Origin of the sequence: Nocardioides sp. Arc9.136 (assembly GCF_030506255.1) — a bacterium.
In the GTDB taxonomy this organism is placed as follows: Bacteria; Actinomycetota; Actinomycetes; order Propionibacteriales; family Nocardioidaceae; genus Nocardioides.
In genome coordinates, this window is record NZ_CP113431.1 from 813883 (window position 1) to 839486 (window position 25604).

Below are 25604 nucleotides of genomic sequence, written 5' to 3' on the forward strand. Positions count from 1 at the left end.
AGCACCGGCCGGGGGTGGGTCCGTCCACCCCCGGCCGGTCGGGCTCACGGGATCTGGCGGTCCTGCCAGACCTTCGGGTAGCCCGGCAGGTCCTCGCCGCCGAACTTGGCGTAGTGGCCGTCGGGCATGCCCTCGTTGGCCGCGAGGAAGTCGCCGCGCTCCTCCTCGGTGATGGGCGTCTGCGGGAGCACCCACTCCTTGGGGATCTCCTCGCCGGCGACGATCTTCTGGATCGCCAGCAGCGGGGTACGCCACTGGAAGTTGGAGTAGACCGGGGCCAGGCCGGTCAGTCCGGTCTCCTCCCACTTGCGCAGGAAGCTCATCTCGTCCTCGCCGGTCATCACCGGGTAGTCGACGCCTTGGTCCTCGAAGGCCTCGATCGCGGCGACGGCGCCGTCACCGGCGTCCATCCACACCCCGGCGACGTCGCCCTTGGTGAGCTCGTCGGTGATGATCCCCTTGATCTTGGTGGGGTCGGCGCCGGTGAAGTAGTCGACGGCCTCGATCCCGTTCTCCTCGAAGATCTTCTCCGCGGCGGCCCAGCGGGTCTCCAGCACGTCGACGCCGGGCAGGATCCGCAGGGCGACGACCTTGTCGCCCTCCTCGAGGTTCTCGGAGAGGAACGTGGCGGTGTCGATGCCCCAGGCGTAGCCGCCGATCGGGTGGATGAACGTCGTGTAGCAGTCGGTCTCCACGCCCCGGTCGAAGACGATGACCGGCTTGCCGGTCTCGCAGGCGCGCTCGACGGCCGGCGTCATCGCGGCGGTGGAGTTGGGGGAGATGACGAAGACGTCGCAGTTCCCCTCGCTGATGAAGTAGTCGATGTCGGCGATCTGGGTGTTGTCGTCGTCCTGGGCGTCGCGGGTCTCCATCTCGGAGATGACGCCCTCGTCCTGGAGCGCCTTGAGCTGCTGGTTCATCGTGATCCAGCCGGTCTGGCGCCAGGGGTTGGAGATCGAGGCGTTGGCGAAGCAGACCTTCTGCGGCTCCTTCGAGGCGTAGTCGGAGGTGTCGGTCATCTCGCCGTCGATGTACTGCAGGTAGGGCTGCTCGGGGTCGCCCTCGAAGGTCGCCGAGCGCTGCTCGTCCTGCTCGTCGAAGTCGGCCTGGACGAACCACTCCTCACCCGACCCCTCGGTCTCGGAGGCCGACTCCTCGCCCGCCTGCGGGGCGGGGTCGTCGATGGACTCGTCGGTGCTGCACGCGGCCAGGGCGGCCAGGGCAGCGACGGACGCCACGGCGCCCCTGAGCGACCTGCGTCGCAACGGTGTGCGCATCAGTTGTCTCCTGTGGTTGTGCCCGGGGAGGGCGGTTGGGTGGGGTGCCGAGACGGGGTTGCGGGAGAGGCGGTACGGCGCGTGGGCCGGCGGCCGCGCTGCCAGGCGCGGCCGGCCACGGCGACGGCGGCGATGATGATCAGGCCCTGGACGGTGGCGCGCCACGTGGACTCCACGCCGAGCGCGGTCAGCAGGACGAAGAGCAGCTCGAGCGCGACCGCACCGGCGGCGGCGGAGAGGACCCAGCCGCGGCCGCCGCCGAGGACGACCCCGCCGAGGACCACCGCGGTGATGGCGGTGAACTCGTAGCCCTGGCCGACCGAGGGGTGCACGCCGGCGTACCCGACCAGGATGATCCCGGCGACGGTGGCCGAGAGCGAGGAGATCACGAACGCGCGGGTCTTGAGCCACCACAGCGAGCTGCCCGAGACGCGGGCGGCGTCGGCGTTGTCGCCGGCGGCCACGAGGCTGCGGCCGAAGGGACGGCGCATCGACCACGAGGCGAGCGCGCCGAGCACCACCAGGATGACCAGCGGGTAGGGGATGACGTCGACGACCGGTACGTCCTGGATGCCGCCGCGGCCGATCTCGCGGAAGGAGTCGGCCGGGTTGCCGGTCGCGGCGCCACCGGTGAGGTGGTCGACCAGGCCGCCGAGCGCGAGCATCATCCCCAGCGTCACGATGAAGCTCGGGACGCCGAGCAGCGTCGTGCCGAGGCCGTTGAGCACCCCGATCAGGACGCCGACGGCCAGCATCAGCAGCGTGACCGGGAGGATCCGGCTCTCGTCCTCGCCGATCAGGTTGCCGGCCATGACGACCTGGGCGGCGACGACCGCGCCCATGGAGAGGTCGAACTCGCCGGAGACGATCACGTAGTACTGGCCGATGGCGGCGATCGCGATCGGCGCCGTGCGGCCCAGGAAGCGGATCACCACGCCGGGGTCGCCGAAGTTCGGGTTGGCCAGGACCGTCGCGACGAGCAGCGCGACGACGAGGACGTACACCGCGCCGCCCGGGGTGGCGAGCGCCGCTGCGGCCCGCCCGCCCCAGCTGCGGTGGTGGTCGGGGAGCGGAGGTCGCTCGGCGCGCTCGAGGAGCGGGGTCGAGGTGGTCACTTCGCCTCCTGCAGTGCGGCGTCGAGGCCGGTCGGTCGTTCGAACCTGGCGGGCCGGCGGTCGATCTCGCGGCGGGCGTAGACCGCGACCGCGATGACGATCACCAGGCCGCGGACGACGTCCTGGAGGAAGGCGCTGACGCCCATGACGCCCATGACGTTGTCGAGGACGGAGAAGATCGCGACGCCCGCGAGGGTCCCCACGACGTTGCCCTTGCCGCCGGCGAGCAGCGTGCCGCCGAGGACGACCGCGGCGATGGACATCAGGTCGTAGTCGCCCTGGCTGCCGATGGTGGGGCTGCCGACGCTGAGCCGGGCCACCAGCAGCAGCCCGGCGAGGGCGGCCAGCACCGAGGAGAGGGTGTGGGCGACGAGCACCGGCACCGACGTGCGGATGCCGGAGAGCCGGGCCACCTCGCGGTTGCCGCCCACGGCGTAGAGGTGGTGGCCGACGCGGGTGCGCCGCAGCATCAGCACGACCAGCACCGCGCAGCCGAGCAGGATCAGCGTCGAGAGCGGCACCGGGCCGACCTGGGTGGCGCCGACAAGCCGGAACGAGCGCGGGGCCGAGCCGTGGCTGCCCTGGTAGTTGGTGGCGAGGTAGCCGCTGATCACCAGGCCCGTGCCGAGGGTCGCGATGAAGCCGTGGACGCCGAGGTACGCCACGATCGCGCCGTTGACCAGGCCGACCGCCGCGGCCACCAGCAGGGCGAGCAGCACCGCCGGGACCACCTTGCCGTCCTGGCCGGCCATCGTGCCGGCCGCGAGCACGCTGACCAGGCTGACGACGTACGGCACCGAGAGGTCGAGGCTGCCGACGAGGATGACCAGCGTCTGGCCGATGGCGATGAACCCCAGGATGCTGATGCCGGTCAGCAGGGCGGAGATGTTGCCGGGGCTGAGGAAGTTGCGGCCCTCGACGGCGGTCAGCACGAAGCCGACGACCAGGCTCAGCGCGAGCAGCACCAGGACGATGCCGGTGGAGGTCAGCGGGGCCCGGCGCCGGGCGAGCGTGCTCATCCGCCCACCCCCGTCGCGACCTGCAGCACCTGCTCCTCGGTGGCGCCCGCGGGCAGCTCGCCGGCCAGCCGGCCGTCGCGCATCACGAGGATCCGGTCGGACATGCCGATCACCTCCGGCAGCTCGCTGGAGACCATCAGGACGGCCACGCCCCGGGCCGCCAGGGCGCGCATCAGCTCGTAGATGGAGTGCTTCGCGCCGACGTCGATGCCGCGGGTGGGCTCGTCCATCAGCACGACGCGGGGGTCGGTGGTCAGCCAGCGGGCCAGCACGACCTTCTGCTGGTTGCCGCCGGAGAGGAACTGGACCTCCTGGTCCATCGCGCGGGCGGAGACCTCCAGCGAGGACAGCAGCCCGGGCAGCTCGCGACGGGCGGGACCGGTGCGGCGCGGGAAGACCGCCCGCACGACGCCGAGCGCGTTGTCGAGGATCGTCTGGTTCAGCGCCAGCCCGGTGGCCTTGCGGTCCTCGGTGACCATCGCGAGGCCGGCGCGGATGGCCGCACGCGGCGAGCCGGGGCGTACGTCGCGCCCGCAGACGCGCATCGTGCCCCGGGTCAGCGGACGCACGCCGAAGACCGCCTCGAGCAGCTCGGTGCGTCCGGAGCCCTGGAGGCCGGCGATGCCCACGACCTCGCCGGCGCGGAGGGTCAGGTCGACGCCGTCGACGTACCCGTTGCCGGCGTCGAGCAGCTCCAGCGCCGGCTCGCCCACCTCGGTGCCGGGCAGCGGGTCGGGGAAGAAGGAGGAGATCGAGCGGCCGACCATGAGCCGGACCAGCTCGGCGTCGTCGAGCTCGCCGGCCGGTCGCGTGGTGACCTGGCGGCCGTCCTTGAGGACGGTGATGGTGTCGCAGAGGTCGAAGATCTCCTTGAGCCGGTGGGAGACGTAGACGATCGCGACCCCGCGGGCGGTGAGCCGGGCGATGACGGAGTAGAGCAGCTCGACCTCGTGCTCGGCGAGGGCGGCGGTCGGCTCGTCCATCTGGATCACCCGGGCGTCGTAGCTGACGGCCTTGGCGATCTCGACCAGCTGCTGCTCGGCGACCGACAGCGTGCGCACCCGCTGGCCGGCCCGGAGGCCGGTGACGCCGAGCCCCTCGAGCAGCTCCTCGGTGTCGCGGTGCATCCGGTCGACGTCGACCAGGCCGCGGCGGCGGGGCTCGCGGCCGAGGTAGACGTTCTCGGCGACCGAGCGCTCGGGCAGGAGGTTGAACTCCTGGAAGACCGTGGACAGGCCGGCCTGCTGGGCCTGGACGGGGTGGGTGAACGACACGTGCTCGCCGCCCACCTCGACGGTCCCGGCGTCGGGGGAGTGCACGCCGGCGAGGATCTTCATCAAGGTCGACTTGCCCGCGCCGTTCTCGCCCACGAGGCCGAGCACCTGGCCGGCGCGGAGCTCGAGGTCGACGTCCTCGAGCACGGTGTGCCCGGCGAAGGCCTTGGCCAGCCCGCTGGCCCGCAGCACGACGGCGCCCGCGTGGGCGGCGCCTCCGGAGGGCGTGCCGGGGCTGCCGGGGGTGCCCGGGCTCTCGGTCGGCGACGTGGTGGTCACGAGCGCACTGTGGCACGCGTCACTCACTTCTGTCGAGGTCTCGTCAAAAGTTGCTTGCTGGACGTTCAGAAGTCCGCGTGGAACACTTCCGGCCGTGCGGACCAGCGACGTCTTCGAGCTCCTTCGGGACGGGCAGCCCCGCACCCGTGCGCAGCTCGCCGATCTCTCCGGGCTGGCCCGCTCCACGATCGCGTCGCGGATCGACGTCCTGCTGCGGCTGGGCCTGGTGGCGCCGTACGGCGGCGGGGTCTCGACCGGGGGGCGCCCGCCCTCGCTGCTGGCGCTCAACCCGGGGGCGTGGGTCGTCGCCGGCGTGGACATCGGCGCCAGCCACGCGACCGCCGCCCTCTCCGACCTCAGCGGCACCATCCTCGCCGAGCGCCGCGCCGACCTCGACGTGGCGCTCGGGCCCGACCACGTGCTCGGCTGGGTCGAGCGGGTGGTCGCCGACCTCCTCGCCGACCAGGGGCGCGAGGTCGGCGAGCTGGCCGCGATCGGCATGGGGCTCCCGGGACCGGTCGAGCACTCGAGCGGCCGGGCGATCAACCCGCCGATCATGCCGGGCTGGGACGAGTACGACGTGCCGGGCCACGTGCAGCGGGCCTTCGACGTGCCCGTGCTCGTCGACAACGACGTCAACATCATGGCGCTGGGCGAGCAGCACGCCCACCTGCCCGACACCGCCGACCTGGTCTTCATCAAGGTCAGCACGGGCATCGGCGCCGGTCTCATCTCCGGCGGCCAGCTCCAGCGCGGCGCCCAGGGGACCGCGGGCGACCTCGGCCACGTGGCCGTCGCCCGCGCCGCCGAGGTGCTGTGCCGGTGCGGCAATCAGGGGTGCCTGGAGGCCGTGGCGGCCGGGCCGGCGGTCGCCCGCGCCCTCCGCGAGTCCGGCGTGGACGCCGCCGGCTCCGCGGACGTCGTGGCGCTGGTGCGCAGCGGCGACCCCCGGGCCGTCCAGGCCGTGCGCCAGGCCGGCCGCGACCTCGGCGAGGTGCTGGCCACGCTCGTGAACATGATCAACCCCTCGGCGATCGTCATCGGCGGCTCGCTGGCCGACGCCGGCGAGAGCCTCCTGGCGGGCATCCGCGAGGTCGTCTACCAGCGCTCCCTCCCGCTCGCGACCCAGCACCTCGCGGTCACCACGTCGCGGGCCGGCGAGCGGGCCGGCGTCATCGGCGCCGCCGCGCTCGCCATCGGCCACGTGCTCTCGCCCGAGCACATCGACCGGGCCGGCGCGCGCGTCGCCGACGCGGGCGCGGCCGGGGTCGTCGCGGCGGGGGTGGCGGCCGGGCTGTGACGACAGGTTCGCCGCTGCGTCGGCACGCTGCAGCGTGCCGACAGTGGTGGGAACGTGTCGACGGTGCAGCGGACGTCGCGTGACAACCGGCCCGGCCCGGCCCGGCCCGGCCTGGCCCGGCGCGGCGCACGTCACCTGTCCACAGGCGCAGCCGTCGAGCCCCGCACCGGTGTCGGCGGGCGCCGTTAGGGTTCTCGGGTGCCCGGGACCCCCTCCACCGCCACCTCGTCGACCACCCGCGTCAGCGAGGTGCTCGCCGGCGCGGTGCAGGCGCTCGGCGGCGCCGAGCGGACCGGGCAGGTGCGGATGGCCGAGGCGGTCGGCCGGGCGCTCGCCGACGAGGAGCACCTGCTCGTCCAGGCCGGCACCGGCACCGGCAAGTCGCTGGCCTACCTCGTGCCCGCGTTGCTCCACCCCGACCGGGTCGTGGTCGCCACGGCCACGCTGGCGCTCCAGCACCAGCTGGTCGAGCGGGACCTCCCGCGCCTGGTGCAGGCGGTCGCGAAGGACGAGGCGGCGCGCGACGTCGACACCTCCTACGCCGTGCTCAAGGGCCGGTCCAACTACGCGTGCCTGCACCGCGTCCGCGAGGGCGTCCCGGACGACCAGGGCACCCTGGTGCAGATGCCCGAGGGGTCGATGGGCCAGAAGGTCCTCGAGCTGCGCTCCTGGGCCGAGGAGCAGGCCGAGGAGGGCGGCAGCGGGGAGCGGGACAACGCCCCGCGGCACACCGACCGCGAGTGGCGGCAGGTCAGCGTGAGCCACCGCGAGTGCCTGGGCGCCGCCAAGTGCCCCTTCGGCCAGGAGTGCTTCGCCGAGCTGGCCAAGGAGAAGGCGCAGCGCTCGCACCTGATCATCACCAACCACAGCCTGCTCGCGATCGACGCGATCGAGGGCGTCCCAATGATCCCGGAGTACGACGCGGTCGTCATCGACGAGGCGCACGAGCTCACCGCGCGGGTGACCCAGGCCGCCACCGACGAGCTGTGGGCCGCCGAGGTCGAGCGGGCCGCGCGGCGCAGCCAGCGGCACGTCGACTCCGAGGCCGACGACCTCTCCGACGCGGCCGAGGCGCTGCGGGCGGCGATCACCGACGCCCGGCCGGGCCGGTTCGAGCGGATGCCGCAGGAGCTCGGTGACGCGCTCGTGCTGGTCCGCGACGCCGCGCGCGCCTGCCTCTCGGCGTACCCCAAGGGCGACGACAAGGGCGACAAGGGCGCCGACCCCGGCCTGACCCAGGCCAAGGGCTCGGTCCAGGAGGTCTTCGCGACCGCCGAGCGGATGGCCGCCGACCTCGACTCCGACGTCCTGTGGCTGACCGAGGGCAGCGAGCGGATGCCGCCGCGGCTGTGCGTCGCGCCGCTGCAGGTGTGGGGGCCGATGCGCGACAAGCTGCTGCGCGAGAAGAGCGTGGTCTTCACCAGCGCCACGCTGATGCTCGGCGGCGACTTCGGGTCCGTCGCGACCGGCGTCGGGCTCAAGCCCTCCGAGCGGGTCGTGGACGAGGCATCCGACGCCCAGCGGACCGACACCGTGCTGCCCTGGCGCGGCATCGACGTCGGCTCGCCGTTCGACTACGGCCAGCAGGGGATCCTGTACGTCGCGCGGCACCTGCCCGCCCCGGGTCGCGACGGCCTCGTCGGCGCACAGCTCGACGAGATCGTCGAGCTGATCGACGCCGCCGACGGGCGGGCGCTCGGCCTGTTCTCCTCGCGTCGCGCGGCCGAGACCGCGGCCGAGGCGGTCCGCGAGCGGTTGCCGCACCTGACCACGCTCGCCCAGGGCGACGCCCAGCTGCCCGAGCTGGCCAAGCAGTTCGTCGAGGACCCGCACACGGTGCTGTTCGGGACGCTGTCGCTGTGGCAGGGCCTCGACGTCCCCGGTGACACCTGCCAGCTGGTGCTCATCGACCGGATCCCGTTCCCGCGGCCCGACGACCCGCTGATGTCGGCGCGGCAGAAGGCCGCCGACCAGGCCGGCGGCAACGGCTTCATGCAGATCGCCGCGACCCACGCCGCGCTGCTGATGGCGCAGGGGGCCGGCCGGCTGATCCGGACGACCACCGACCGCGGCGTGGTCGCGGTGCTCGACCCGCGGCTGGCGACCGCTCGGTACGGCGGGTTCCTCAAGGCCAGCCTCCCGCCGATGTGGACCACCACCGACCCCGCCGTCGTCCGCAAGGCCCTCGCCCGGCTCTCGGCCACGGCCGGCTCCTGACCCCGGCTGGTCGAGCAGGCGAGCGCCGGCGAGCCGTCGTCGAGACCCGGTGACCGGGGTCGCAGCGCCGAGCCCACACCGGGTCCGACGCTCAGGCGCAGGACGCCTTCGCCGCTCGACCAGCGGCAGCGGGCCTCAGATCCGCGAGCGACCGTCCCAGCCGCCCCGCGGCGTGCCCCGGATCCCGAAGAACTCCGCGATCGTCGGCGCGACGTCGACGGTGGCCGCCAGCGTGGAGGAGACCGCCCGCGCGGCGGCCGGGTGACCGCCGCCGATGAAGAACGGGATCGCGCGGGTCGCCGGGTGGCCGTGGTTGCCGGGGATCGGGTTGGAGACGACGTCGGGGTCGCTGAACCGCCAGCCCGCGCGGCAGTAGGCGACGACGTCGCCGGCGTTCGGGCCGAGCCGCAGCCAGGAGGTGCGGGCCCGGTCGTGCGCCGAGAGCACGCCCTCGGTGGCCCGGGCGATCCTCAGCATCCGCTCGACGGCGCGAGCCCGTTGCCTGTCCGGGCCGGTCCAGTAGAGGAGGTCGGCGCCGCCGTTCTGGGCGACCGCGACCTTGCCGGCCAGCAGCCGGTCCTCGCCCAGCGGGCCGGTGAGCGAGACCACCCGGTCGGGCCGCGACCAGTCCATCGAGTGGTCGGCGAGCACGACGACGATGGACCGCTCCCAGCGGCCGGTGGACCGCAGCAGGTCGAGGAACCGGCCGACCTGGAGGTCGGTCGAGACCAGCGCGGCCCGCCGGAGGGCCTGCAGCGTGCCGCCGGTGAGGTCGCTGTGGCCGACCCGGTCGACGTCGCCGAGGTTGACGAACACCAGGTGCGGGTCGAGCTCCTCGACCATGGTGAGTGCGGCCTCCATCGTGAAGACGTCGGGGGCGTGGTCGGTCACCGGGAGCAGCGGGAACGGCTCCCACCGGTGCGTGGCGCGCTCGCCGAACACGCCGTACAGGTAGTCCTTGCTCAGCACCGTGCCGGTCCGGAAGCCCTGCCTGCCCAGCCGCTCGATCACGGTGGTGGTGCGGATGTCGGTGGGCCGGTCCATCGTGCGGGTCGCGCCCAGCGCCCGGTCGTAGATCTCGTTCGCGGGCACGCCGCTCCGGTCGGGCCGGACGCCGGTCATCATCATCACGTGGTTCGGCACCGTCTCCATGACGGGCATCGAGTGCGCCCGGGGGAAGTGCCGCCCGTCCGCGCGCAGGGCGGCGAGGTTCGGCATCAGGCCGCTGTCGATCTCGTCGGGCCGGCAGCCGTCGACGACGAGGACGTAGGCACGGCGGCGGTCCCGGCTCGGGGCGGCGTACGCCGGCTGGCCGGTGGCGGTGGAGAAGGTGAGCGCGAGGCCCCCGGCGCCCGCGACCTTGAGCAGGGTGCGCCGGTCGGTCGGGTGGCCGGGGACCGGCGGGGTCGGCGTGCTCATCAGCGCACCGGCCCGTCGACGGCGACCAGCTTGTTCGTGCCCGCGCGGGTGGCGAAGGACTGCGACCAGGTGGCCGGCGTGCGGCGGTCGGTGCGCGACCCGATGACGTACCAGTCCATCTGCACCCGGGCCGGGGTCACGTCGAGCACGGAGTAGCCGTGGGAGTCGAAGTCGAGGTACTTGACGTGCGGGTTGGCGGCGCGGATGAGCTGCTCGACGCCGACGCTCGCGGTGCGTGGTGGCACGCCGAGGATGTCCTTGAGGTTGTCGGAGGTGACCGAGGAGCAGACCAGCTCCACCCCGGCCGTCTCCGAGGCGATCGGGTAGAGCCCGCGGTCGAAGGGGAGGTCGGCGGCCCAGCCGGAGTGGATGTCGCCGGTGAGGAAGACGGTGTCCTTGATGCCGCGGTCGCGGATGTGGGCGAACAGCTCGCGGCGGTCGTCGGTGTAGCCGTCCCACTGGTCGACGTTGTAGGGCAGGCCGTCCTGCGGGAGGAGCCCGGTGACGTCGTTGACCGGTGTGACCAGGTCGGCGGGGAGCGCGGCGAAGGTGACCGGCGCGATCATCACCGGGTTGCCCACCAGCTTCCACTGGGCGGTGTCGCGGGCGAGCGAGTCCTTGAGCCAGGCCAGCTGGGCGGTGCCGGTGATCGTGCGGTCGGGCCGGCTCACCGCGGGGTCGAGCACGGGCGCGGAGACCTGCTGGCTGCGGTAGGTGCGCAGGTCGAGCATGCTCAGCTCGGCGAGCCGGCCGAAGCGCAGGCGGCGGTAGAGGCGGGTGCCGTCACCGAGTCGGGCGGTCCCGTCCAGCCGGACGGGCATCCACTCGTCGTACGCCCGGTGCGCGCGGGCGCGGCGCCGCTGCCAGCTGCCCTCCCCGCCCTCGCCCGTGCCCGCGGTGTGGTTCTCCGCGCCGTCGCGCCACGCGTCGTTGGCCGTCTCGTGGTCGTCCCAGACGGTGACGAACGGCGCGGTGGCGTGCAGGTCCTGCAGGTCGGGGTCGGTCTTGTACTGCGCGTGCCGCCGGCGGTAGTCGGCGAGCTGCACGATCTCCCCGGCCGGCTCGTGGCGCCGGACGATGACGTCGCCGGCGCCGTACTCCCCGGCGGGGTACTCGTAGAGGTAGTCGCCCAGGTGCAGCACCGCGTGCAGGTCGTCGCGGGCGGCGAGGTGGCGGTAGGCGCTGAACCAGCCGGCCTGCCAGTTGGCGCAGGACACCACGCCGAAGCGGAGGTTCGAGGGCGTCGCGTCGTGCGCGGGGGCGGTGCGGGTGCGGCCCACGCGGCTGCGCTGGCCGGCCGCGGTGAAGCGGTAGAAGTACCACCGCGCCGGGCGCAGCCCGGTCACGTCGAGCTTCACGGTGTGGTCGCGGCTGGCGCTGGTGACGAAGCTGCCGCGGCGCACGACGTCGCGGAACGCCCGGTCCGTCGCCACCTCCCACCGCACGTCGGTCCGGGGCCCGCGCCCCGAGCCCGGGGTCGCGCCGCGGGTGGGGGTCACCCGGGTCCACAGCACGACCGACTCCGGCAGGGGGTCGCCCGAGGCGACACCGTGCTGGAAGACGCGGTGCCGGGCCGCGGCACCCGTCGGTACGGCGGCGTGGCCGGTGCTGGTCGGGACGGCCGCCACCCCGAGGCCGGCGGCCCCGGTGGCGACGACGGTGCGGCGGCCGAGGGTGCTGACGGGGGTCGGCCGGCCGGGCTGGGTCGTGGTCACGCCTCATCCAACGACGATCGGCGCCCGGCGTGATGGGTGTGCGCGGGTGTGCACCACCTGTTCAGGCGGCGTACGCCGCGGCGTCGCCGGGCGGCCGGCGGCTCAGCTGGCCGAGACGCGCACCGCCGTGGCCTGCCCGTCGCCGAGCGGGGTGCCCTGGCAGGCGTAGTCGGTGCGCTTCCAGCACTCGTAGCGGATGTCGGCGTTCGCGACGGTCACCTCGACCGAGGCGACGGTCCCGGCGCGGAACGAGGCGGTGACCGCGCCGTTCCCCGAGGCGTCGAGCTCGACCAGGCGGCTCTCCGCGGCACCGTCGGTGCCCACGAGCGTCGCCACCGCGCGGGTGGCGCCGCCCGCGGGCAGGTCGACCTCCACGCGCACACCGGTCGCGGACGGCTGGGTCCGCACCTCGAGGGTCGCGCTGCTCAGGTGCGCCAGCTCGGTCCTCCAGGAGACGGCCGCGCCACCGGTGGCCGCCGTCGCCGACCTCGCGAGCGGTGCCGGCCGGTACTCCGCGGCGCTGCCCTCGTCGTAGGCCTGGGCCGGGCGGCGGTTGCCGGTCGCGAACTGGGCGAAGGCGACGGGGAGCCGGGGGCCGCGGTCCTCGAGGACCGCGGCGACGGCGTCGACCGAGCTGAGGTCGGGTGCGCCGGCGCGGGCGTCGGCCTGGCGCCAGATGTCGCGGACGACCGTCGGCAGGGTGCCCGCGCGCTGGTCGAGCCGCTCGCTGAGGTGGCGGAAGAACAGCCAGGTGCCGTAGTGGAAGCCGTCGTCGCCGCCACGGTCCATGGGGCGGGCGGGGTCGGACAGCGGGCTGGCGGCGAGGTACTGCCGGTTGTCGTCGACGTCGTCGAACAGCTCGTCCTCCACCCAGGCCGCGGTGCCCTCGAGGAGCCACTGGTCCTCGTAGGAGTCGTAGCCGAACTGGACGGCGTGGAAGTACTCGTGCCCGACGGTCACCTGGAGGTTCTGCAGCGGGGTGCCGGTGGGGAAGCCGCGGTAGTCGTTGTCGACGACGCAGAAGGCCCACACGTCCTCCGCCCGCGTGCGCTGGTCGCTGGTGCAGTAGCCGTAGAGACCACCGGCGAGGTCCTGGACGTACATGTCGGTCTTGGCGTTGCCACCGGCCCTGCCGTCGCGCTTCGGCGCCCGGTAGCCGGCGCCGACGAAGGTGCGGTGCACGCTGCCGGCCGTGGCGAGGACCTTCCTGGCCCACGACGCGCTCGCCCGGTGCCTGCCGCTCGTGCGCCAGTGGACGCACACCACCGTGCACTTCTTCCTGTCCTGCGCCGGGCGGGCCAGCAGGCGGCCGGCCGCGGCCCGGTCGGCGGGCGCCAGCGCCGGCCGCGCCATGCGCAGCTGCCGCAGGGCCTCGGTGGCGTCCCGGCCGTCCCCGGCCAGGGCGGACCGCGCGGCGGCGAGGCTGCGCGCGGCGGTGACGGTGCCCGGGGCGAGGAGGGCGGAGGAGTCCTGCGCCCCCGCGCGCTCGGCGTCCGGGCGCCCGTCCGGGGCCTCAGCGGTGGCGGTGGTGACCCCCGTGAGCGTGGACAGCCCGGTCGCGAGGACGAGGGCGAGGGCGGCCAGGGGACGTGCGCGACGCATGAGTTCTCCGGGGATGCTCGGCGGTGCCCGGGGGTCACCGACCGGGGCGCTCCCCGGAGGTCCCGAGGTCAGCGCTCAGCCAACCGCAGGTTCGTGCTGCTCCGCATGGCCCGTCGGGACCATCTTCTCCGGGGCGGCCGGCGCGGGGTCCGGTCGCTCACGCCGGCGCTCCACGAGCCGGCCCAGCCGTGCCGAGACCAGGAACCCCAGGCCGATCACCAGCCACCCGGCGAGGGCGTCGAGGACCCAGTGGTTGCCGGTGCCGACGATGACGACCGCGGTGATGAGGGCGTGGGCCCAGCCCAGGCCGCGGACCCAGTGGCGGCGGGCGTGCTGCTGGACGACCACCGCCACCCACAGCGCCCAGCCGGCGTGCAGGGAGGGGAAGGCCGCGAGCTGGTTCGTCAGCCCGCCCAGGCCCTTGGGCGCCGATGCCTCGGACCCCCACCAGCCGTCGGCCGCGTGCAGGGACAGGACGTCGACGTACCCGTCGACGAAGCGTGGGGGAGCGGTCGGCAGCAGGAGGTAGAGCGCCAGGCCGATCAGGGTGGCCGCCACCAGTGCGCGCCGGGCCGGCACGTAGCGCCGCTCGCCGAGGCGGTAGAGCCACACCAGCGCGATCGCGGTGACCACGTAGTGGGCGGTGGCGTACCAGTAGCTGGAGAGCAGGCCGAGGACCCGCGTGTCGACGAAGAACTGGTTGAGGGAGGCCTCCCAGTGCAGGCCGATGAGCCGCTCCACGTCGAGCAGCTCGCGTGCCCGGGTGAGCGCGGGGCCCAGGGCGTCGTCGGCGAACAGCCGGGACCCGCTGTAGACGACGTAGAGGGTCAGGATGAGCGCCAGCTCGGCCACGCCACGCCGCAGGCGCGGGTGCCTCGTGGTGCTGCTGGGGAGACTCACGGCTCCAACATTGCCGTATCCCACCCCCGAGAAGCATCCGGCTTACCCCCGAGTCGCCCCCCGTTTGCCCATTCTTGGGGGTGAGGCGCCACCCGACCGGGCCCTTTCTCCCCGATCAGCCGCGCCGCGGTCCGGTAGGGCCCGGGACCGGCGGTGCGCTCAGACGCGCCGCAGGACCGCGGTGACCTTGCCCAGGATGGTCGCGTGCGTGCCGTCGATGGGGTCGTACGCCGCGTTGTGCGGCAGCAGCCACACCTGGCCGTCCTTGCGCTGGAAGGTCTTCACCGTCGCCTCGCCGTCGATCATCGCGGCCACGATCTCGCCGTTGTTCGCCGTCGGCTGCTGCCGGATGACGACGTAGTCGCCGTTGCAGATCGCGGCGTCGACCATCGAGTCGCCGGCGACCTCGAGCAGGAACAGCTGGCCGTCGCCGACCAGCTGCTTGGGCAGCGGGAAGACGTCCTCGACGCGCTCCTCGGCGAGGATCGGGCCGCCGGCCGCGATCCGGCCGACCATCGGGACGTACTGCGCCTCGGGCAGCACGTCGCCCACGCCCGTCTCGTCGACCGAGGCCTCCTCACCGCTGGACATCGCGCGCCGTGCCGCCATCACCTCGGGCAGGAACACCTCGAGCGCCCGCGGGCGGTGCGGGTCGCGCTTGAGGAAGCCCTTCTCCTCGAGGACCTTGAGCTGGTGGGCCACGCTCGAGGAGCTGGTCAGGCCCACCGCGTCGCCGATCTCGCGCATGCTCGGCGGGTAGCCGCGGCCCTCGATGCTGTCGCGGATGTGGGCGAGGATCCGGGTCTGACGAGGGGTCAGGCCGGTCACGTCGGGTGCGCCGTCGGGCAGCTCGGAGACCTTGGGACCGGGGTTCTTCGCCATGGGTGGAGTGCCTTCCGGGATGCGCGAGGACGAGGGGTGCTGCTGGCAGCACGGTAGAGCCTCCGCGGGCCGTGTTCAAACACCTGTTCGAAGGTGTGTCGCGCGGTGGGCGCCCGGCCCGGGCCGCTGCTTGGATGCGTGCATGGAACCCACCAGCTGTGTCGTCACCGGAGCGGCCCGCGGCATCGGCCGCGGTATCGCCGAGCTCATGGTCGCGCGCGGGCACCGCGTCGTGGTCACCGACATCGACGCCGAGGGCGCGGCGCGCACCGCGGCCGAGATCGGCGCCGCCGAGGGCCTCGGCCAGGACGTCCGCGACGCCGCCTCGCACACCGCCGCTGCCGAGGCGGCCGCGCGGCACGGCGCGCTCGTGGCGTGGTTCGCCAACGCCGGCGTGGGTGACGACGGGAAGCTCGCGGACCTGACCGACGAGCAGGTCCGCCGCCTCGTCGAGGTCAACCTGCTCGGCGCCGTCTGGAGCACCCGCGCGGCGCTCGCCGCGTTCGGCCCGCGCGGCGGCGACCTGGTCCTCACCGCGTCCCTCTCGGGCCTGGGTCCCGTCCCCGGCCTCTCCCTGTACGCCGCGACCAAGGCCGCGGTCGTCTCGCTCGCCTCCTCGGTCGCCCTCGAGGCGCCGCGGGGTGTGCGGGTGCACGCCCTGTGCCCCGACGGCGTGGCCACCGACATGGTCGCCGCGATGCGCGAGGACGGGATGGGCAAGCAGCTCGTCGCCTCGGGAGGCCGGATGCTGGGCGTGGCGGAGACCGCGCAGGCGGCCGTCGACCTGGTCGGGTCCCGCCGGGTCCTGCGGACCCTCCCCGGGTGGCGTGGTGCCGCGATGCGCGTCGGCCAGCTCGCCCCCTCGGTGTCCGGGCCGGCGCTCGCGGTCTTCGCGGCCCAGGGCAGGCGCCGGCTGCGGTAGTCGCCGGGGAGGCGGGTCGGTTCCTTCGAACATTTGTTCGCCCAGGTCCTTGAACTGTTCGAACACGTGCTCTACGGTCGTACACATGTTCGATCGAACGTCTGCTCGATCGTCAACCGGGCCAGCCACTGTCGGTGGCCGCGGTTAGACATCTGCTCAGACCGAGATCGACACGACCCGAGGCTGACCGCCACTTCCCCAGGAGGTCCCCATGAGCACCATCACCGCCACCCCCACCGCCCTGCCGCGCACGACCGGCAGCACCCGCCGCTCCGGCCAGGTGCGGCTCACCCGCCGGGGCCGGCTCGTGGTGTTCCTCCTGGCGCTCGCGATCGTGCTCGGCCTCGGCCTGGCCATCGCGGCAGGCTCGGTGGCCACCGACGAGGCCGGCACCCCCGAGCCGACCCGCGTGGTGATGGTCGGCACCGGCCAGACCCTGTGGGGGATCGCCGCCGACCTCGCCGAGGACGGCGAGGTGCGCGAGATGATGACCCACATCGAGCGGCTGAACGCCCTCGACTCCGCGGTGCTCGCCGCGGGCCAGCGCCTCATCGTCCCGGTGCAGTAAGGCACTCGCCAGCACCGACACAGACGTCGCCAGCCGCTTCGACCCCGGCTGGCGATCCGGGGAAGACAGGGGCGGGGCCGTTCGCGGCCCCGCCCCTGCGGCGTCTCCGGACGCGCTCGCCGGCGCGGCCGCGGAAGTTTCAGCGGCCAGCCGATGAAGCTCCCGGATGGCCGCTGAAACTTCATCGGCCAACCGACAGGTTCAGCGGCCGGCCGATGAAATGTCGCCCGCCGGGACCGCTCGACGACGCCCACTCAACAAGATCGAGCAGGCTCGACCCGTCCCGGGAGCGGCTCGGCGAGCGGGTCAGCGAGCGGCGCGCCGCCCGCCGGGAGCGGCGGGCTGCTGCTGCTCCGACCGCGGCTCGCGGGAGGCCGGGGGAGAGGTGATGCCGAGCTCGCGGAGCAGTCGGGCGACGAGCATCAGTCCGACGAACAGGCAGGCGACGGCACCGACCGAGGCCAGGGCGAGGAAGGCCCACGCGCCGGACTCGCCGCCACGCGCGGTCGCGCCGAAGTCGATCGCGGCGTAGACCAGGTAGCCCCAGGCGACCACCAGGAGGGTGATGCCGAGGGCGAGGAGGGCCAGGCGCGGGGAGAAACCGGCACGGCGCTTGTCGCCCCGCCGTGCGCCCGCCCGCTTGCCCGTCGCCACGTGGCACATCATCGCTGATCGGTGGCGGCCGGGTGCAGTCGACCCGCAGGTCGTCGGCCCCCGGTTCCGGCCCGTCGGGCGCGACGCGGTGATCGTGCCGAGCCGGATCGGCTCGGAGGCTTTACGCTGTGCCTCGTGCAGGGCGAAGTGGGGACGTCGTCGGCGCCGGGTGGAGCTCCCGGTGCGTCGACTCCGCAGTCGTACCACCCGGACGGAGCGCTCCCGCAGGCCCACGACGTCGACGACGTCGCCCGGTCGGTCCTGGCCCGGGTCGGGGCCCACGACGGGGTGCAGCGCGCCGCCCTGGCGCTGAGCGAGGGCGGTGGTCGCCGGCTGCGCTTCGTCGACAGCGCGGCGGCAGCCGACCCCGCGGACCTGCGCTGGTGCCACATCGACGCCTACGACGACGTACCGCTGACCACCGTCGTGCGGACCGGTGAGGCGGTGCACGGGCGGCTCGAGGACTTCACCGGTCGGTACGTCGCACTGCTGGAGGCCCAGCGCGAGCGCGAGGTGCGGGCGCTGGCGGCCGTGCCGCTGCCGGGGACCGGCTCGCCGATCGGTGGCCTGCTGGTCTGGTTCTCCGACGCCGAGGCGCTCGACGCCGCGCGGGTCGCCGCGCTCACCGAGCTGGCCCGCCGCGCCTCGGACGCCGTACGCCGGGTCCGGCTGGTCTCCGGGCGCCAGGGCTCCGACGCGGTGCCCGAGGAGCCGGCGATCCCGGAGGGCGCGCTGACCACCAGCGTGCTGCTCGAGGGCGACCCGCGGGCGACGGGCGCCGCGCGGCGGTTCCTCCGCGAGCACCTACGCGCCTGGGGCGTCGACGACGAGCCGGTCGACGACGCGCAGCTGTGCCTCTCGGAGCTGGTGACCAACGCGGTCGTCCACGCGGGCACGGCATCGGAGCTGCGGGTCGTGCTGGACGACGGCGTGCTGACGGTGACCGTCCGCGACCTCGGCGGCCTCGGCAAGCCCGCCGTCGGCGGCGAGCCGCACCCCTCCGAGGACCTCGACCCGCTGCGCGTCTACGGCCGCGGCCTGCAGCTGGTCGACGCCCTCTCCCAGCGGTGGGGATCCGAGCGCGACGTCACCGGCACCACCGTCTGGTTCACCCTCGAGCTCGGCACCTACGCCCGCACCGACGCGGTCGCCGCCGGCTGAGGCCGTTCGCGCCGCGTCGGGCCGCTAGGTCCCGATGCCGATGACCACGCCCGCGATGGCGGCGTTGGACAGGTTGGCGAGGCTGCCGGCCAGGAGTGCCCGCAGGCCCAGCTCCGCGACGGCCGAGCGGCGCTCGGGCGCGAGCGAGCCGATGGTGCCGATCTGGATGGCGATCGAGGAGATGTTGGCGAAGCCGGCCAGCGCGAAGGTCACCACCGCGACGGTCACCGGCGAGAGCGAGTCGACCTGCGGGCCGAAGTCGGCGTACGCCACGAACTCGTTGAGCACGGTCTTCTGACCGATCCACGAGCCCGCGTCGACCGCCTCCGACCACGGCACGCCCAGCAGCCAGGCCAGCGGCGCGAGCGCCCAGCCGAGGATCTTCTCGAAGGTCAGCCCTTCGGCGCCGAACCAACCGCCGACCGCGCCCAGGATGCCGTTGGCCAGCGCGATCAGGGCGATGAAGGCGATCAGCAGCGCGCCCACCGTCACCGCGATCCGGCCGCCGGCGATCGCGCCGCGGCCGAGGGCGTCGATGGCGTTGCGGGACTCGGTGTCGCGCACGCTGCGCACGTCGAGCTCGTCGAGGTCGGGAACCTCCCGGTCGTCCCCCGCGCGGGCGGCCTCGAACGGCTCGTCCGGCGTGCTGTCGGGCCACATGATCTTGGCCATCAGCAGGGCGGCGGGAGCGTTCATCACGGTCGCGGCCAGGAGGTACTCCAGCGGCGCGCCGAGCAGGGAGTAGCCCACGAGCGTCGAGCCGGCCGCCGCGGCGAACCCGGCGGCCATCACGGTGAAGAGCTGGCCCTTGCGCAGCGAGCGGAGGTACGGCGCGATCATCAGCGGCGCCTCGCTCTGGCCGAGGAAGACCACCGTGCCGGCGTACAGCGACTCCACCTTGCTCACCCGCAGCAGCCAGGACAGCGCGCCGCCGACGACGTACGTCGCCCACTGCACGACCCGCAGGTAGTACAGCAACCCGACCAGCGCGCCGAGGAACACGATCACCGGCAGCACCGACAGCGCGAAGACCGTCTCGCCCTCCTCGCCGACCTCGGTCAGCGGGCCGAAGACGAAGGCCGTGCCCTCCTCGGCGTACCCGATGAGCGCGGCCACCCGGTCCGAGAGCCAGTCCAGCGCCCGCTCGCCGGGCCCCCACCGCAGCACCAGTGCTGCGAAGGCGACCTGGAGGGCCAGGGCGACCCCGACCGTGCGCCAGGAGATCCCGCGCCGGTGCTTGGAGAAGGCCACGGCCACCAGCACCAGCACGACCAGGCCGAGCAGCCCGCGCAGAGCGTCCATGTCGACGCCGGTGCCCGCGGGGGACCTGCTCGGAACGTGTGCCCGGTCGACGGCCTGGTCACCGGCCGCGCGTGGTGATGGTCCTCCCGCCGATCGTGGCGCCCGAGCCGGTCGCGGTCTTCTGCGGCCTGGCCGGTGCGGCCAGCACCAAGCACCGCGACCACTACTACGAGGGCCCGGGCAACAGCTTCTGGCAGTCGCTCCACCTGGCCGGCTTCACCCCGCGCGAGCTCGCCCCGCACGAGGACCGCCTCCTCGCCGAGCCGGTCGCCGGCACCGCGCTCGGCCTCACCGACCTCGTCGGGCACTGGGACCCGCGCTGGGTGGAGATCGACCGGCTCGTCGAGCAGGTGGAGCAGTGGGAGCCGGAGTGGCTGGCAATCACCGGCAAGGGCGCCGCCCACGAGGCCTCGAAGGCGCTGGGCCGTCGCGGTCGCCCGCACCTCGGCGTCCAGGACTGGTACGTCGGTCCGGCCCAGGTGTTCGTGCTCCCGGGGCCGTCGGGCGCCAACCAGCGCCGCGACTACGACGGCCGCCCCAACCGGCTCTCGTGGTGGCGCGACCTGGCGATGATCTGCGGCGTCCCGGGTGGCTCGTCGGACGGCTCGTCGCCGGGCTGAGCGGGGCGCAGGATGGACCTATGAGCCGCTCCGCCCGCCTCGCCGCCCTCGCCCTCCTGCTCGCCGGCACCACCGCCACCGCCGCCCCCGCGGCGACCGCCGCGCCCGGTGACCCGACGTCCCCCGCCGCCACCGAGCGCACCGCCACCGAGCGCACCGTGACTGAGCGCACCGTCACCGTCCGCGGCGACTGCGTCCGGCACGGTCGGGTCGTCCTGCGCCAGGACGTCGGGCCGGAGACCACCACGGTGACGGTCCGGGCGCGCGGGATCGCGAACGGGCGCTGGCGCGGTGAGCACCTGCTCGAGGTGGGCGTCGACGACACGAACGACACGCGCGTGTCGGTGCGGGCCCGCCGGCACGGGTTCGAGACGACCTTCGAGGTGGACGGCTCCGGCATCGGTGGCGTGCTCGACCTCGGGGCGCCGAGCGGCGGCGCCTGCTCGGTGGCGTACTCCGAGGCCGACGACCTCGTCGTGGTCGGCGACCGCCGCACCGGCGTCGTCGTCGCCACGCCGGGGCCGCGGAGGCGGCTCACGCGGGCGCACGTCCACTGCCGCCCCGGGACCAGGTGGAGCCTGGCGGTGGAGGCGAGCGACGAGGACGGCGGCTACGGCTTCGGGGGGAGCGCCGTGCCGTGTCGCCGGGGGAGCGTCGTGGCCCGCGACCTGACCACGGGCAAGCGGGCCTCCCTGCCAAACACCCTCGAGGTGGTGGCCGAGCGCACCGGCGGGCGCACCCTCCGGCTCCGGTACGACGCCACCGAGCACGCCGCCGCGGAAGCGACCGCGCCTGTCGCCGGGTGACCGTGCAGCCGTCTGACCTGCGGGTACGCGGAGTGGTCCGGACCGGTCCCCACGGACTTCCGGCGAGACACGCCGATCAGGTTGCGCCCCGCTCCACCCCGGCGTACGGTTCCACCACATCTAGTACTTACACGGATGTAGTTATCCACATCTAGTGCACAGCACCAGGGTGGAAGCCCCACAGAAGGCCCGTTGTTCTACACAGGGACGGGCCGGATATCCCCAGACGATCCACAGGCCGGCACACCCCTCGCAGGGTGTCCGAGGCGCGCCCGGAAGGAGGACCCGCATGCACTGCCCGTACTGCCGTGGCACCGACACCCGGGTCCTCGACTCCCGGGTCGCCGACGACGGCGGCTCGATCCGCCGGCGCCGTACCTGCTCGTCGTGCTCGAAGCGGTTCACCACCGTCGAGCAGATGCAGCTGACCGTGCTCAAGCGCAGCGGCGCCACCGAGCCGTTCACCCGCGAGAAGGCCGTCGCCGGCGTCCGGAAGGCCTGCAAGGGCCGCCCGGTCACCGAGGACCAGCTCGCCTGCCTCGGCCAGGCGGTCGAGGACGCCCTCCGGCTCGCCGGGGCCGCGGAGATCCCGGCGCACGAGGTCGGCCTGGCCATCCTCGGCCCGCTCCGCGAGCTCGACGAGGTCGCCTACCTGCGGTTCGCGAGCGTCTACCGCGCCTTCGAGAGCGCCGACGACTTCGAGGACGAGATCGCCAAGCTCCGCGCCGACCGCCCCGCGGTCGACCACGAGCCCCAGCCCACGGGCTGACCACAGACCGCCCGGCACGTAGTGGGGAAGCTGCGTGCCGGGCGCACCAATCCTTCCCCCGCAGGACTGTCGGTGGCGCCCGCCACCATGGACGTGGAGCCACCGACGGACCGCTGAGCCCGACTCAGCACCTACTCAGCACACAGCCGACACGAAGCAGCACGGGACAAGGGAGACGGCATGACGGAGACGGTGAGCGGCGCAGCCACCAGCGGCGCAGCGGCAGGCAAGCGCCTCACGATCGAGCGGGTGTTCAGCACCGCCGGCGTGCACCCCTACGACGAGATCACCTGGGAGCGTCGCGACGTCGTCCAGACGAACTGGAAGACCGGCGCGGCCGTCTTCGAGCAGCGCGGCGTGGAGTTCCCGGACTTCTGGTCGGTCAACGCCTCGACCATCGTCACCACCAAGTACTTCCGCGGCGCCGTCGGCACCGACGCCCGCGAGACGAGCCTCAAGCAGCTCGTCGACCGGGTCGTCAAGACCTACACCAAGGCCGGCCGCGAGCACGGCTACTTCGCCACCGAGGGCGACGCCGAGGTCTTCGAGCACGAGCTCACCTGGCTCCTGGTCCACCAGTACTTCTCGTTCAACAGCCCCGTCTGGTTCAACGTCGGCACCCCGTCGCCGCAGCAGGTCTCCGCCTGCTTCATCCTCTCCGTCGACGACTCGATGGACTCGATCCTGAACTGGTACAAGGAGGAGGGCTTCATCTTCAAGGGCGGCTCCGGCGCCGGCCTGAACCTCTCCCGCATCCGCTCCTCCAAGGAGCTGCTCTCCTCCGGCGGCACCGCCTCGGGCCCCGTCTCCTTCATGCGCGGTGCCGACGCCTCCGCGGGCACCATCAAGTCCGGTGGCGCCACCCGCCGCGCGGCGAAGATGGTCGTCCTCGACGTCGACCACCCCGACATCGAGGAGTTCGTGCAGACCAAGGCGCGCGAGGAGGACAAGATCCGCGCCCTGCGCGACGCCGGGTTCGACATGGACCTCGGCGGCGCCGACATCACCTCGGTGCAGTACCAGAACGCCAACAACTCCGTCCGCGTCTCCGACGAGTTCATGCGTGCGGTCGAGGACGGCACCGAGTTCGGCCTGCGTGCCCGGATGACCGGCGAGGTCATCGAGAAGGTCGACGCCCGCGACCTGTTCCGCAAGATCGCCACCGCCGCCTGGGAGTGCGCCGACCCGGGCCTGCAGTACGACGACACGATCAACGACTGGCACACCAACCCCGAGACCGGCCGGATCACCGCGTCCAACCCGTGCTCGGAGTACATGTCGCTCGACAACTCCTCGTGCAACCTGGCGTCGCTGAACCTGCTGAAGTTCCTCAAGGACGACGACACCTTCGACGGCGAGCTCTTCGCGAAGGCCGTGGAGTTCATCATCACCGCGATGGACATCTCCATCTGCTTCGCCGACTTCCCGACCGAGGCGATCGGCCAGACCACCGTCGACTACCGCCAGCTCGGCATCGGCTACGCCAACCTCGGCGCGCTGCTGATGGCGATGGGCCTCGGCTACGACTCCGAGGGTGGCCGCTCGATGGCCGCGACCATCACCTCGCTGATGACCGGCACCTCCTACAAGCGCTCCGCCGAGCTCGCCGCGATCGTCGGCCCCTACAACGGCTACGCCCGCAACGCCGACGCCCACAAGCGCGTCATGCGCAAGCACCAGGCGGCCAACGACGCGGTCCGCACCGTCCACATCGCCGACGCCCAGGTCCACAAGCTCGCCACCAAGGCGTGGGCCGACGTCATCGCGCTGGGGGAGACCAACGGCTTCCGCAACGCTCAGGCCTCGGTGCTCGCGCCCACCGGCACCATCGGCTTCATGATGGACTGCGACACCACCGGCATCGAGCCCGACTTCTCCCTGGTGAAGTTCAAGAAGCTCGTCGGCGGCGGCTCGATGCAGATCGTCAACCAGACGATCCCGCGGGCGCTGAAGAAGCTCGGCTACCAGCCCGAGCAGGTCGAGGCGATCGTCGCCTACATCGGCGAGCACGGCCACGTCATCGACGCGCCGGGCCTCAAGACCGAGCACTACGAGGTCTTCGACACCGCGATGGGCGCCCGCTCCCTCAAGCCGATGGGCCACGTGCGGATGATGGCCGCCGCCCAGCCGTTCCTTTCGGGTGCCATCTCCAAGACCGTCAACCTGCCGGAGACGGCCACGGTCGAGGAGATCGAGGAGGTCTACCTCCAGTCGTGGAAGCTCGGCCTGAAGGCGACCGCCATCTACCGGGACAACTGCAAGGTCGGCCAGCCGCTGGCCGACGGCGGCGGCAAGGCCAAGAAGGACGCCGCCGACGCGGCGGCCGCCACCGAGGCCGCGGCGACCAAGGTCGTGGAGAAGGTCGTCTACGCCCCGACCCGCAAGCGCCTGCCGAAGTCCCGCGTCTCGCGGACCACCTCGTTCACCGTGGGTGGCGCCGAGGGCTACATGACCTCGGGTGCGCACGACGACGGCGAGCTCGGCGAGATCTTCCTCAAGCTCGGCAAGCAGGGCTCGACCCTGGCCGGCGTGATGGACGCCTTCTCGATCGCCGTCTCGATCGGCCTGCAGTACGGCGTGCCGCTGGAGACCTACGTCTCGAAGTTCACCAACCTGCGCTTCGAGCCGGCCGGCCTCACCGACGACGCGGACGTCCGGATGGCGCAGTCGATCATGGACTACATCTTCCGCCGCCTTGCTCTGGACTACCTGTCCTTCGACCAGCGCTCCGCCCTCGGCATCTACTCCGCCGAGGAGCGCCAGCGCCACCTCGAGACCGGCTCGTACGAGCCGGTGGAGGAGACCGGCGGCGCCGCCGAGCTCATCGACGCCGGCCCGACGTCCCAGGCCGTCGTCGACGCCGAGGTGGCCGACGACGTCGAGGTCGAGACCAAGGACACCCGCGGCGCCGAGGCCCGCGAGGTCCCGGCCAAGCCCGCCAGCGAGGCCCACACCACGGCCGAGCTCCTGGAGAAGATCAGCGGCACCGCGATCGACTCGCCGCTCTGCTTCACCTGCGGCACCAAGATGCGCCCCGCCGGCTCCTGCTACGTCTGCGAGGGCTGCGGCAGCACCTCCGGTTGCAGCTGACCGCTAGCCGCTCGTACGACGGCCCCGACACCGCGAGGTGTCGGGGCCGTTCGTCGTTCGCACTCAAACCGATCGGTCCGCGACCGACTAGCTTCCCGAGGATGCGGCTGCCAAGCTGCGCCGCGTGGACGGGTACGTACGGCATGTCAAGGCGACCGTTCCGCCGAGTCGTACGGCGGAGTTGGCTGCGGTCGACCAATTGGCTGGTCAGTTGTTCAGACACATCGAGGGGACTCGGGACGAGCTGGCCCGCATCCACGTCCACGGGGCCAAGAGCAAGTCGATCCAAGATCACTTCGAGCAACTGCTGTGCCGAGATCTCGGGTTCAGAGAAGAGGTCGTGCTGACGCCTCAGACGGGTTTGGTGACCCAAGCGCGCCCAGACTTCTTCTACCGAATCGAGGAGAGCCGGGGGATCGTTGCCGAGGTCGAGCGGGGCGGCACCATCACCAACAACCACGACCTGAAGGACCTCTGGAAGGCGCACGTGGCTCCTGACGCCCATCACCTGTTCCTCGTCGTCCCGTGGAACAACTGGCGCGAGGACGGCACGCCGAGAGAGCGTCCTTTTCAGACGGTCGCGCGCCGATTGGGGGCTTTCTTCGGAGACCCTCGTCGGGAGATCGACGTGTTGAGCGCCCACGTCTTCGCGTACTGACCCGTCCTGGTCTGAGCGAACGCGGGTCATCCGCGCGCCGGGCGGCTGCTGACGA

At 73.2% G+C, this 25604-nt stretch carries 21 protein-coding genes; 10 read left to right on the top strand and 11 right to left on the bottom strand.

What is annotated here, in order from left to right; genetic code table 11:
* Positions 1 to 44: 44 nt before the first annotated feature.
* From OSR43_RS03875 to OSR43_RS03890, 4 genes are read right to left on the bottom strand one after another with little or no spacing between them, the layout of a single operon-like run.
* Positions 45 to 1238, bottom strand: a complete 1194-nt coding sequence (locus tag OSR43_RS03875) for a substrate-binding domain-containing protein (protein ID WP_302269717.1) — start codon at positions 1236 to 1238, stop codon at positions 45 to 47.
* Between the two features lie 38 nt (positions 1239 to 1276).
* Positions 1277 to 2392 carry an ABC transporter permease gene (locus OSR43_RS03880; RefSeq protein ID WP_302269718.1) on the bottom strand — a complete coding sequence of 372 codons (1116 nt, stop codon included), beginning with the start codon at positions 2390 to 2392 and terminating at the stop codon, positions 1277 to 1279.
* Positions 2389 to 3411 (bottom strand): ABC transporter permease, encoded by a 1023-nt coding sequence (locus tag OSR43_RS03885; RefSeq protein ID WP_302269719.1) that lies wholly within the window; start codon positions 3409 to 3411, stop codon positions 2389 to 2391. Before OSR43_RS03885 ends, OSR43_RS03880 begins: the two co-directional genes overlap by 4 nt.
* Positions 3408 to 4964, bottom strand: a complete 1557-nt coding sequence (locus tag OSR43_RS03890) for a sugar ABC transporter ATP-binding protein (protein ID WP_302269720.1) — start codon at positions 4962 to 4964, stop codon at positions 3408 to 3410. The genes OSR43_RS03885 and OSR43_RS03890 overlap by 4 nt, the downstream gene beginning before the upstream one ends.
* Before the next feature lie 94 nt (positions 4965 to 5058).
* Here OSR43_RS03890 and OSR43_RS03895 point away from each other — a divergent pair, with 94 nt between their 5' ends.
* Both OSR43_RS03895 and OSR43_RS03900 read left to right on the top strand, forming a co-directional pair.
* Positions 5059 to 6264: an ROK family protein gene (locus tag OSR43_RS03895; protein WP_302269721.1), complete on the top strand. Its 1206-nt coding sequence runs from the start codon at positions 5059 to 5061 to the stop codon at positions 6262 to 6264.
* Positions 6265 to 6570: 306 nt separating this feature from the next.
* The gene (locus tag OSR43_RS03900) at positions 6571 to 8481 is read left to right on the top strand and encodes an ATP-dependent DNA helicase (protein WP_302271574.1); all 1911 of its coding nucleotides are present in this window, start codon (positions 6571 to 6573) and stop codon (positions 8479 to 8481) included.
* Between the two features lie 135 nt (positions 8482 to 8616).
* Here the strand turns inward: OSR43_RS03900 and OSR43_RS03905 are convergent, their stop codons facing one another.
* From OSR43_RS03905 to lexA, 5 genes are all read right to left on the bottom strand, one after another.
* The gene (locus tag OSR43_RS03905; RefSeq protein WP_302269722.1) at positions 8617 to 9900 is read right to left on the bottom strand and encodes an alkaline phosphatase family protein; all 1284 of its coding nucleotides are present in this window, start codon (positions 9898 to 9900) and stop codon (positions 8617 to 8619) included.
* Positions 9900 to 11615, bottom strand: coding sequence for an alkaline phosphatase (locus tag OSR43_RS03910; RefSeq protein WP_302269723.1), 1716 nt, complete (start codon positions 11613 to 11615; stop codon positions 9900 to 9902). The genes OSR43_RS03905 and OSR43_RS03910 overlap by 1 nt, the downstream gene beginning before the upstream one ends.
* 102 nt (positions 11616 to 11717) lie before the next feature.
* Positions 11718 to 13217: an MXAN_6640 family putative metalloprotease gene (locus OSR43_RS03915; RefSeq protein ID WP_302269724.1), complete on the bottom strand. Its 1500-nt coding sequence runs from the start codon at positions 13215 to 13217 to the stop codon at positions 11718 to 11720.
* A 75-nt stretch (positions 13218 to 13292) separates the two neighbouring features.
* Positions 13293 to 14117, bottom strand: a complete 825-nt coding sequence (locus OSR43_RS03920) for a phosphatase PAP2 family protein (RefSeq protein WP_302269725.1) — start codon at positions 14115 to 14117, stop codon at positions 13293 to 13295.
* 159 nt (positions 14118 to 14276) lie between these two features.
* The gene (lexA, locus tag OSR43_RS03925; protein WP_302269726.1) at positions 14277 to 14999 is read right to left on the bottom strand and encodes a transcriptional repressor LexA; all 723 of its coding nucleotides are present in this window, start codon (positions 14997 to 14999) and stop codon (positions 14277 to 14279) included.
* Positions 15000 to 15141: 142 nt separating this feature from the next.
* Here lexA and OSR43_RS03930 point away from each other — a divergent pair, with 142 nt between their 5' ends.
* Positions 15142 to 15921 (top strand): SDR family oxidoreductase, encoded by a 780-nt coding sequence (locus OSR43_RS03930; RefSeq protein ID WP_302269728.1) that lies wholly within the window; start codon positions 15142 to 15144, stop codon positions 15919 to 15921.
* 211 nt (positions 15922 to 16132) lie between these two features.
* A complete protein-coding gene (locus OSR43_RS03935; protein WP_302269729.1) occupies positions 16133 to 16489 on the top strand; it encodes a LysM peptidoglycan-binding domain-containing protein in 357 nt (118 codons plus the stop codon).
* A gap of 306 nt (positions 16490 to 16795) precedes the next feature.
* Here the strand turns inward: OSR43_RS03935 and OSR43_RS03940 are convergent, their stop codons facing one another.
* Positions 16796 to 17143 carry a hypothetical protein gene (locus OSR43_RS03940; RefSeq protein WP_302269730.1) on the bottom strand — a complete coding sequence of 116 codons (348 nt, stop codon included), beginning with the start codon at positions 17141 to 17143 and terminating at the stop codon, positions 16796 to 16798.
* Positions 17144 to 17278: 135 nt separating this feature from the next.
* Between OSR43_RS03940 and OSR43_RS03945 the strand changes: the two genes are divergently transcribed.
* Positions 17279 to 18304 carry an ATP-binding protein gene (locus tag OSR43_RS03945; protein ID WP_302269731.1) on the top strand — a complete coding sequence of 342 codons (1026 nt, stop codon included), beginning with the start codon at positions 17279 to 17281 and terminating at the stop codon, positions 18302 to 18304.
* Between the two features lie 24 nt (positions 18305 to 18328).
* Here the strand turns inward: OSR43_RS03945 and OSR43_RS03950 are convergent, their stop codons facing one another.
* Positions 18329 to 19606, bottom strand: a complete 1278-nt coding sequence (locus OSR43_RS03950; protein WP_302269732.1) for a NupC/NupG family nucleoside CNT transporter — start codon at positions 19604 to 19606, stop codon at positions 18329 to 18331.
* Positions 19607 to 19683: 77 nt separating this feature from the next.
* Between OSR43_RS03950 and OSR43_RS03955 the strand changes: the two genes are divergently transcribed.
* The 5 genes from OSR43_RS03955 (at position 19684) to OSR43_RS03975 (ending at position 25549) form a co-directional block, all read left to right on the top strand.
* Positions 19684 to 20226 (top strand): mismatch-specific DNA-glycosylase, encoded by a 543-nt coding sequence (locus OSR43_RS03955; RefSeq protein ID WP_367891525.1) that lies wholly within the window; start codon positions 19684 to 19686, stop codon positions 20224 to 20226.
* A 20-nt stretch (positions 20227 to 20246) separates the two neighbouring features.
* A complete protein-coding gene (locus OSR43_RS03960) occupies positions 20247 to 21032 on the top strand; it encodes a hypothetical protein (RefSeq protein WP_302269734.1) in 786 nt (261 codons plus the stop codon).
* Between the two features lie 289 nt (positions 21033 to 21321).
* The gene (gene nrdR, locus OSR43_RS03965; RefSeq protein WP_302269735.1) at positions 21322 to 21801 is read left to right on the top strand and encodes a transcriptional regulator NrdR; all 480 of its coding nucleotides are present in this window, start codon (positions 21322 to 21324) and stop codon (positions 21799 to 21801) included.
* A 180-nt stretch (positions 21802 to 21981) separates the two neighbouring features.
* Complete coding sequence (locus OSR43_RS03970) at positions 21982 to 24891, top strand: vitamin B12-dependent ribonucleotide reductase (RefSeq protein ID WP_302269736.1); 2910 nt, start codon at positions 21982 to 21984, stop codon at positions 24889 to 24891.
* 124 nt (positions 24892 to 25015) lie between these two features.
* Positions 25016 to 25549 (top strand): hypothetical protein, encoded by a 534-nt coding sequence (locus OSR43_RS03975; RefSeq protein ID WP_302269737.1) that lies wholly within the window; start codon positions 25016 to 25018, stop codon positions 25547 to 25549.
* The last annotated feature ends 55 nt before the right edge of the window (positions 25550 to 25604 follow it).

Excerpts from the sequence above, each read along its gene's own strand:
- OSR43_RS03935 (WP_302269729.1), top strand. The coding sequence starts at position 16,133 with ATGAGCACCATCACCGCCACCCCCACCGCCCTGCCGCGCACGACCGGC.
- OSR43_RS03885 (WP_302269719.1), bottom strand. The coding sequence starts at position 3,411 with ATGAGCACGCTCGCCCGGCGCCGGGCCCCGCTGACCTCCACCGGCATC.
- OSR43_RS03905 (WP_302269722.1), bottom strand. The coding sequence starts at position 9,900 with ATGAGCACGCCGACCCCGCCGGTCCCCGGCCACCCGACCGACCGGCGC.
- OSR43_RS03930 (WP_302269728.1), top strand. The coding sequence starts at position 15,142 with ATGGAACCCACCAGCTGTGTCGTCACCGGAGCGGCCCGCGGCATCGGC.
- OSR43_RS03970 (WP_302269736.1), top strand. The coding sequence starts at position 21,982 with ATGACGGAGACGGTGAGCGGCGCAGCCACCAGCGGCGCAGCGGCAGGC.
- OSR43_RS03950 (WP_302269732.1), bottom strand. The coding sequence starts at position 19,606 with ATGGACGCTCTGCGCGGGCTGCTCGGCCTGGTCGTGCTGGTGCTGGTG.
- nrdR (WP_302269735.1), top strand. The coding sequence starts at position 21,322 with ATGCACTGCCCGTACTGCCGTGGCACCGACACCCGGGTCCTCGACTCC.
- OSR43_RS03900 (WP_302271574.1), top strand. The coding sequence starts at position 6,571 with ATGGCCGAGGCGGTCGGCCGGGCGCTCGCCGACGAGGAGCACCTGCTC.
- OSR43_RS03915 (WP_302269724.1), bottom strand. The coding sequence starts at position 13,217 with ATGCGTCGCGCACGTCCCCTGGCCGCCCTCGCCCTCGTCCTCGCGACC.
- lexA (WP_302269726.1), bottom strand. The coding sequence starts at position 14,999 with ATGGCGAAGAACCCCGGTCCCAAGGTCTCCGAGCTGCCCGACGGCGCA.
- OSR43_RS03955 (WP_367891525.1), top strand. The coding sequence starts at position 19,684 with ATGGTCCTCCCGCCGATCGTGGCGCCCGAGCCGGTCGCGGTCTTCTGC.
- OSR43_RS03960 (WP_302269734.1), top strand. The coding sequence starts at position 20,247 with ATGAGCCGCTCCGCCCGCCTCGCCGCCCTCGCCCTCCTGCTCGCCGGC.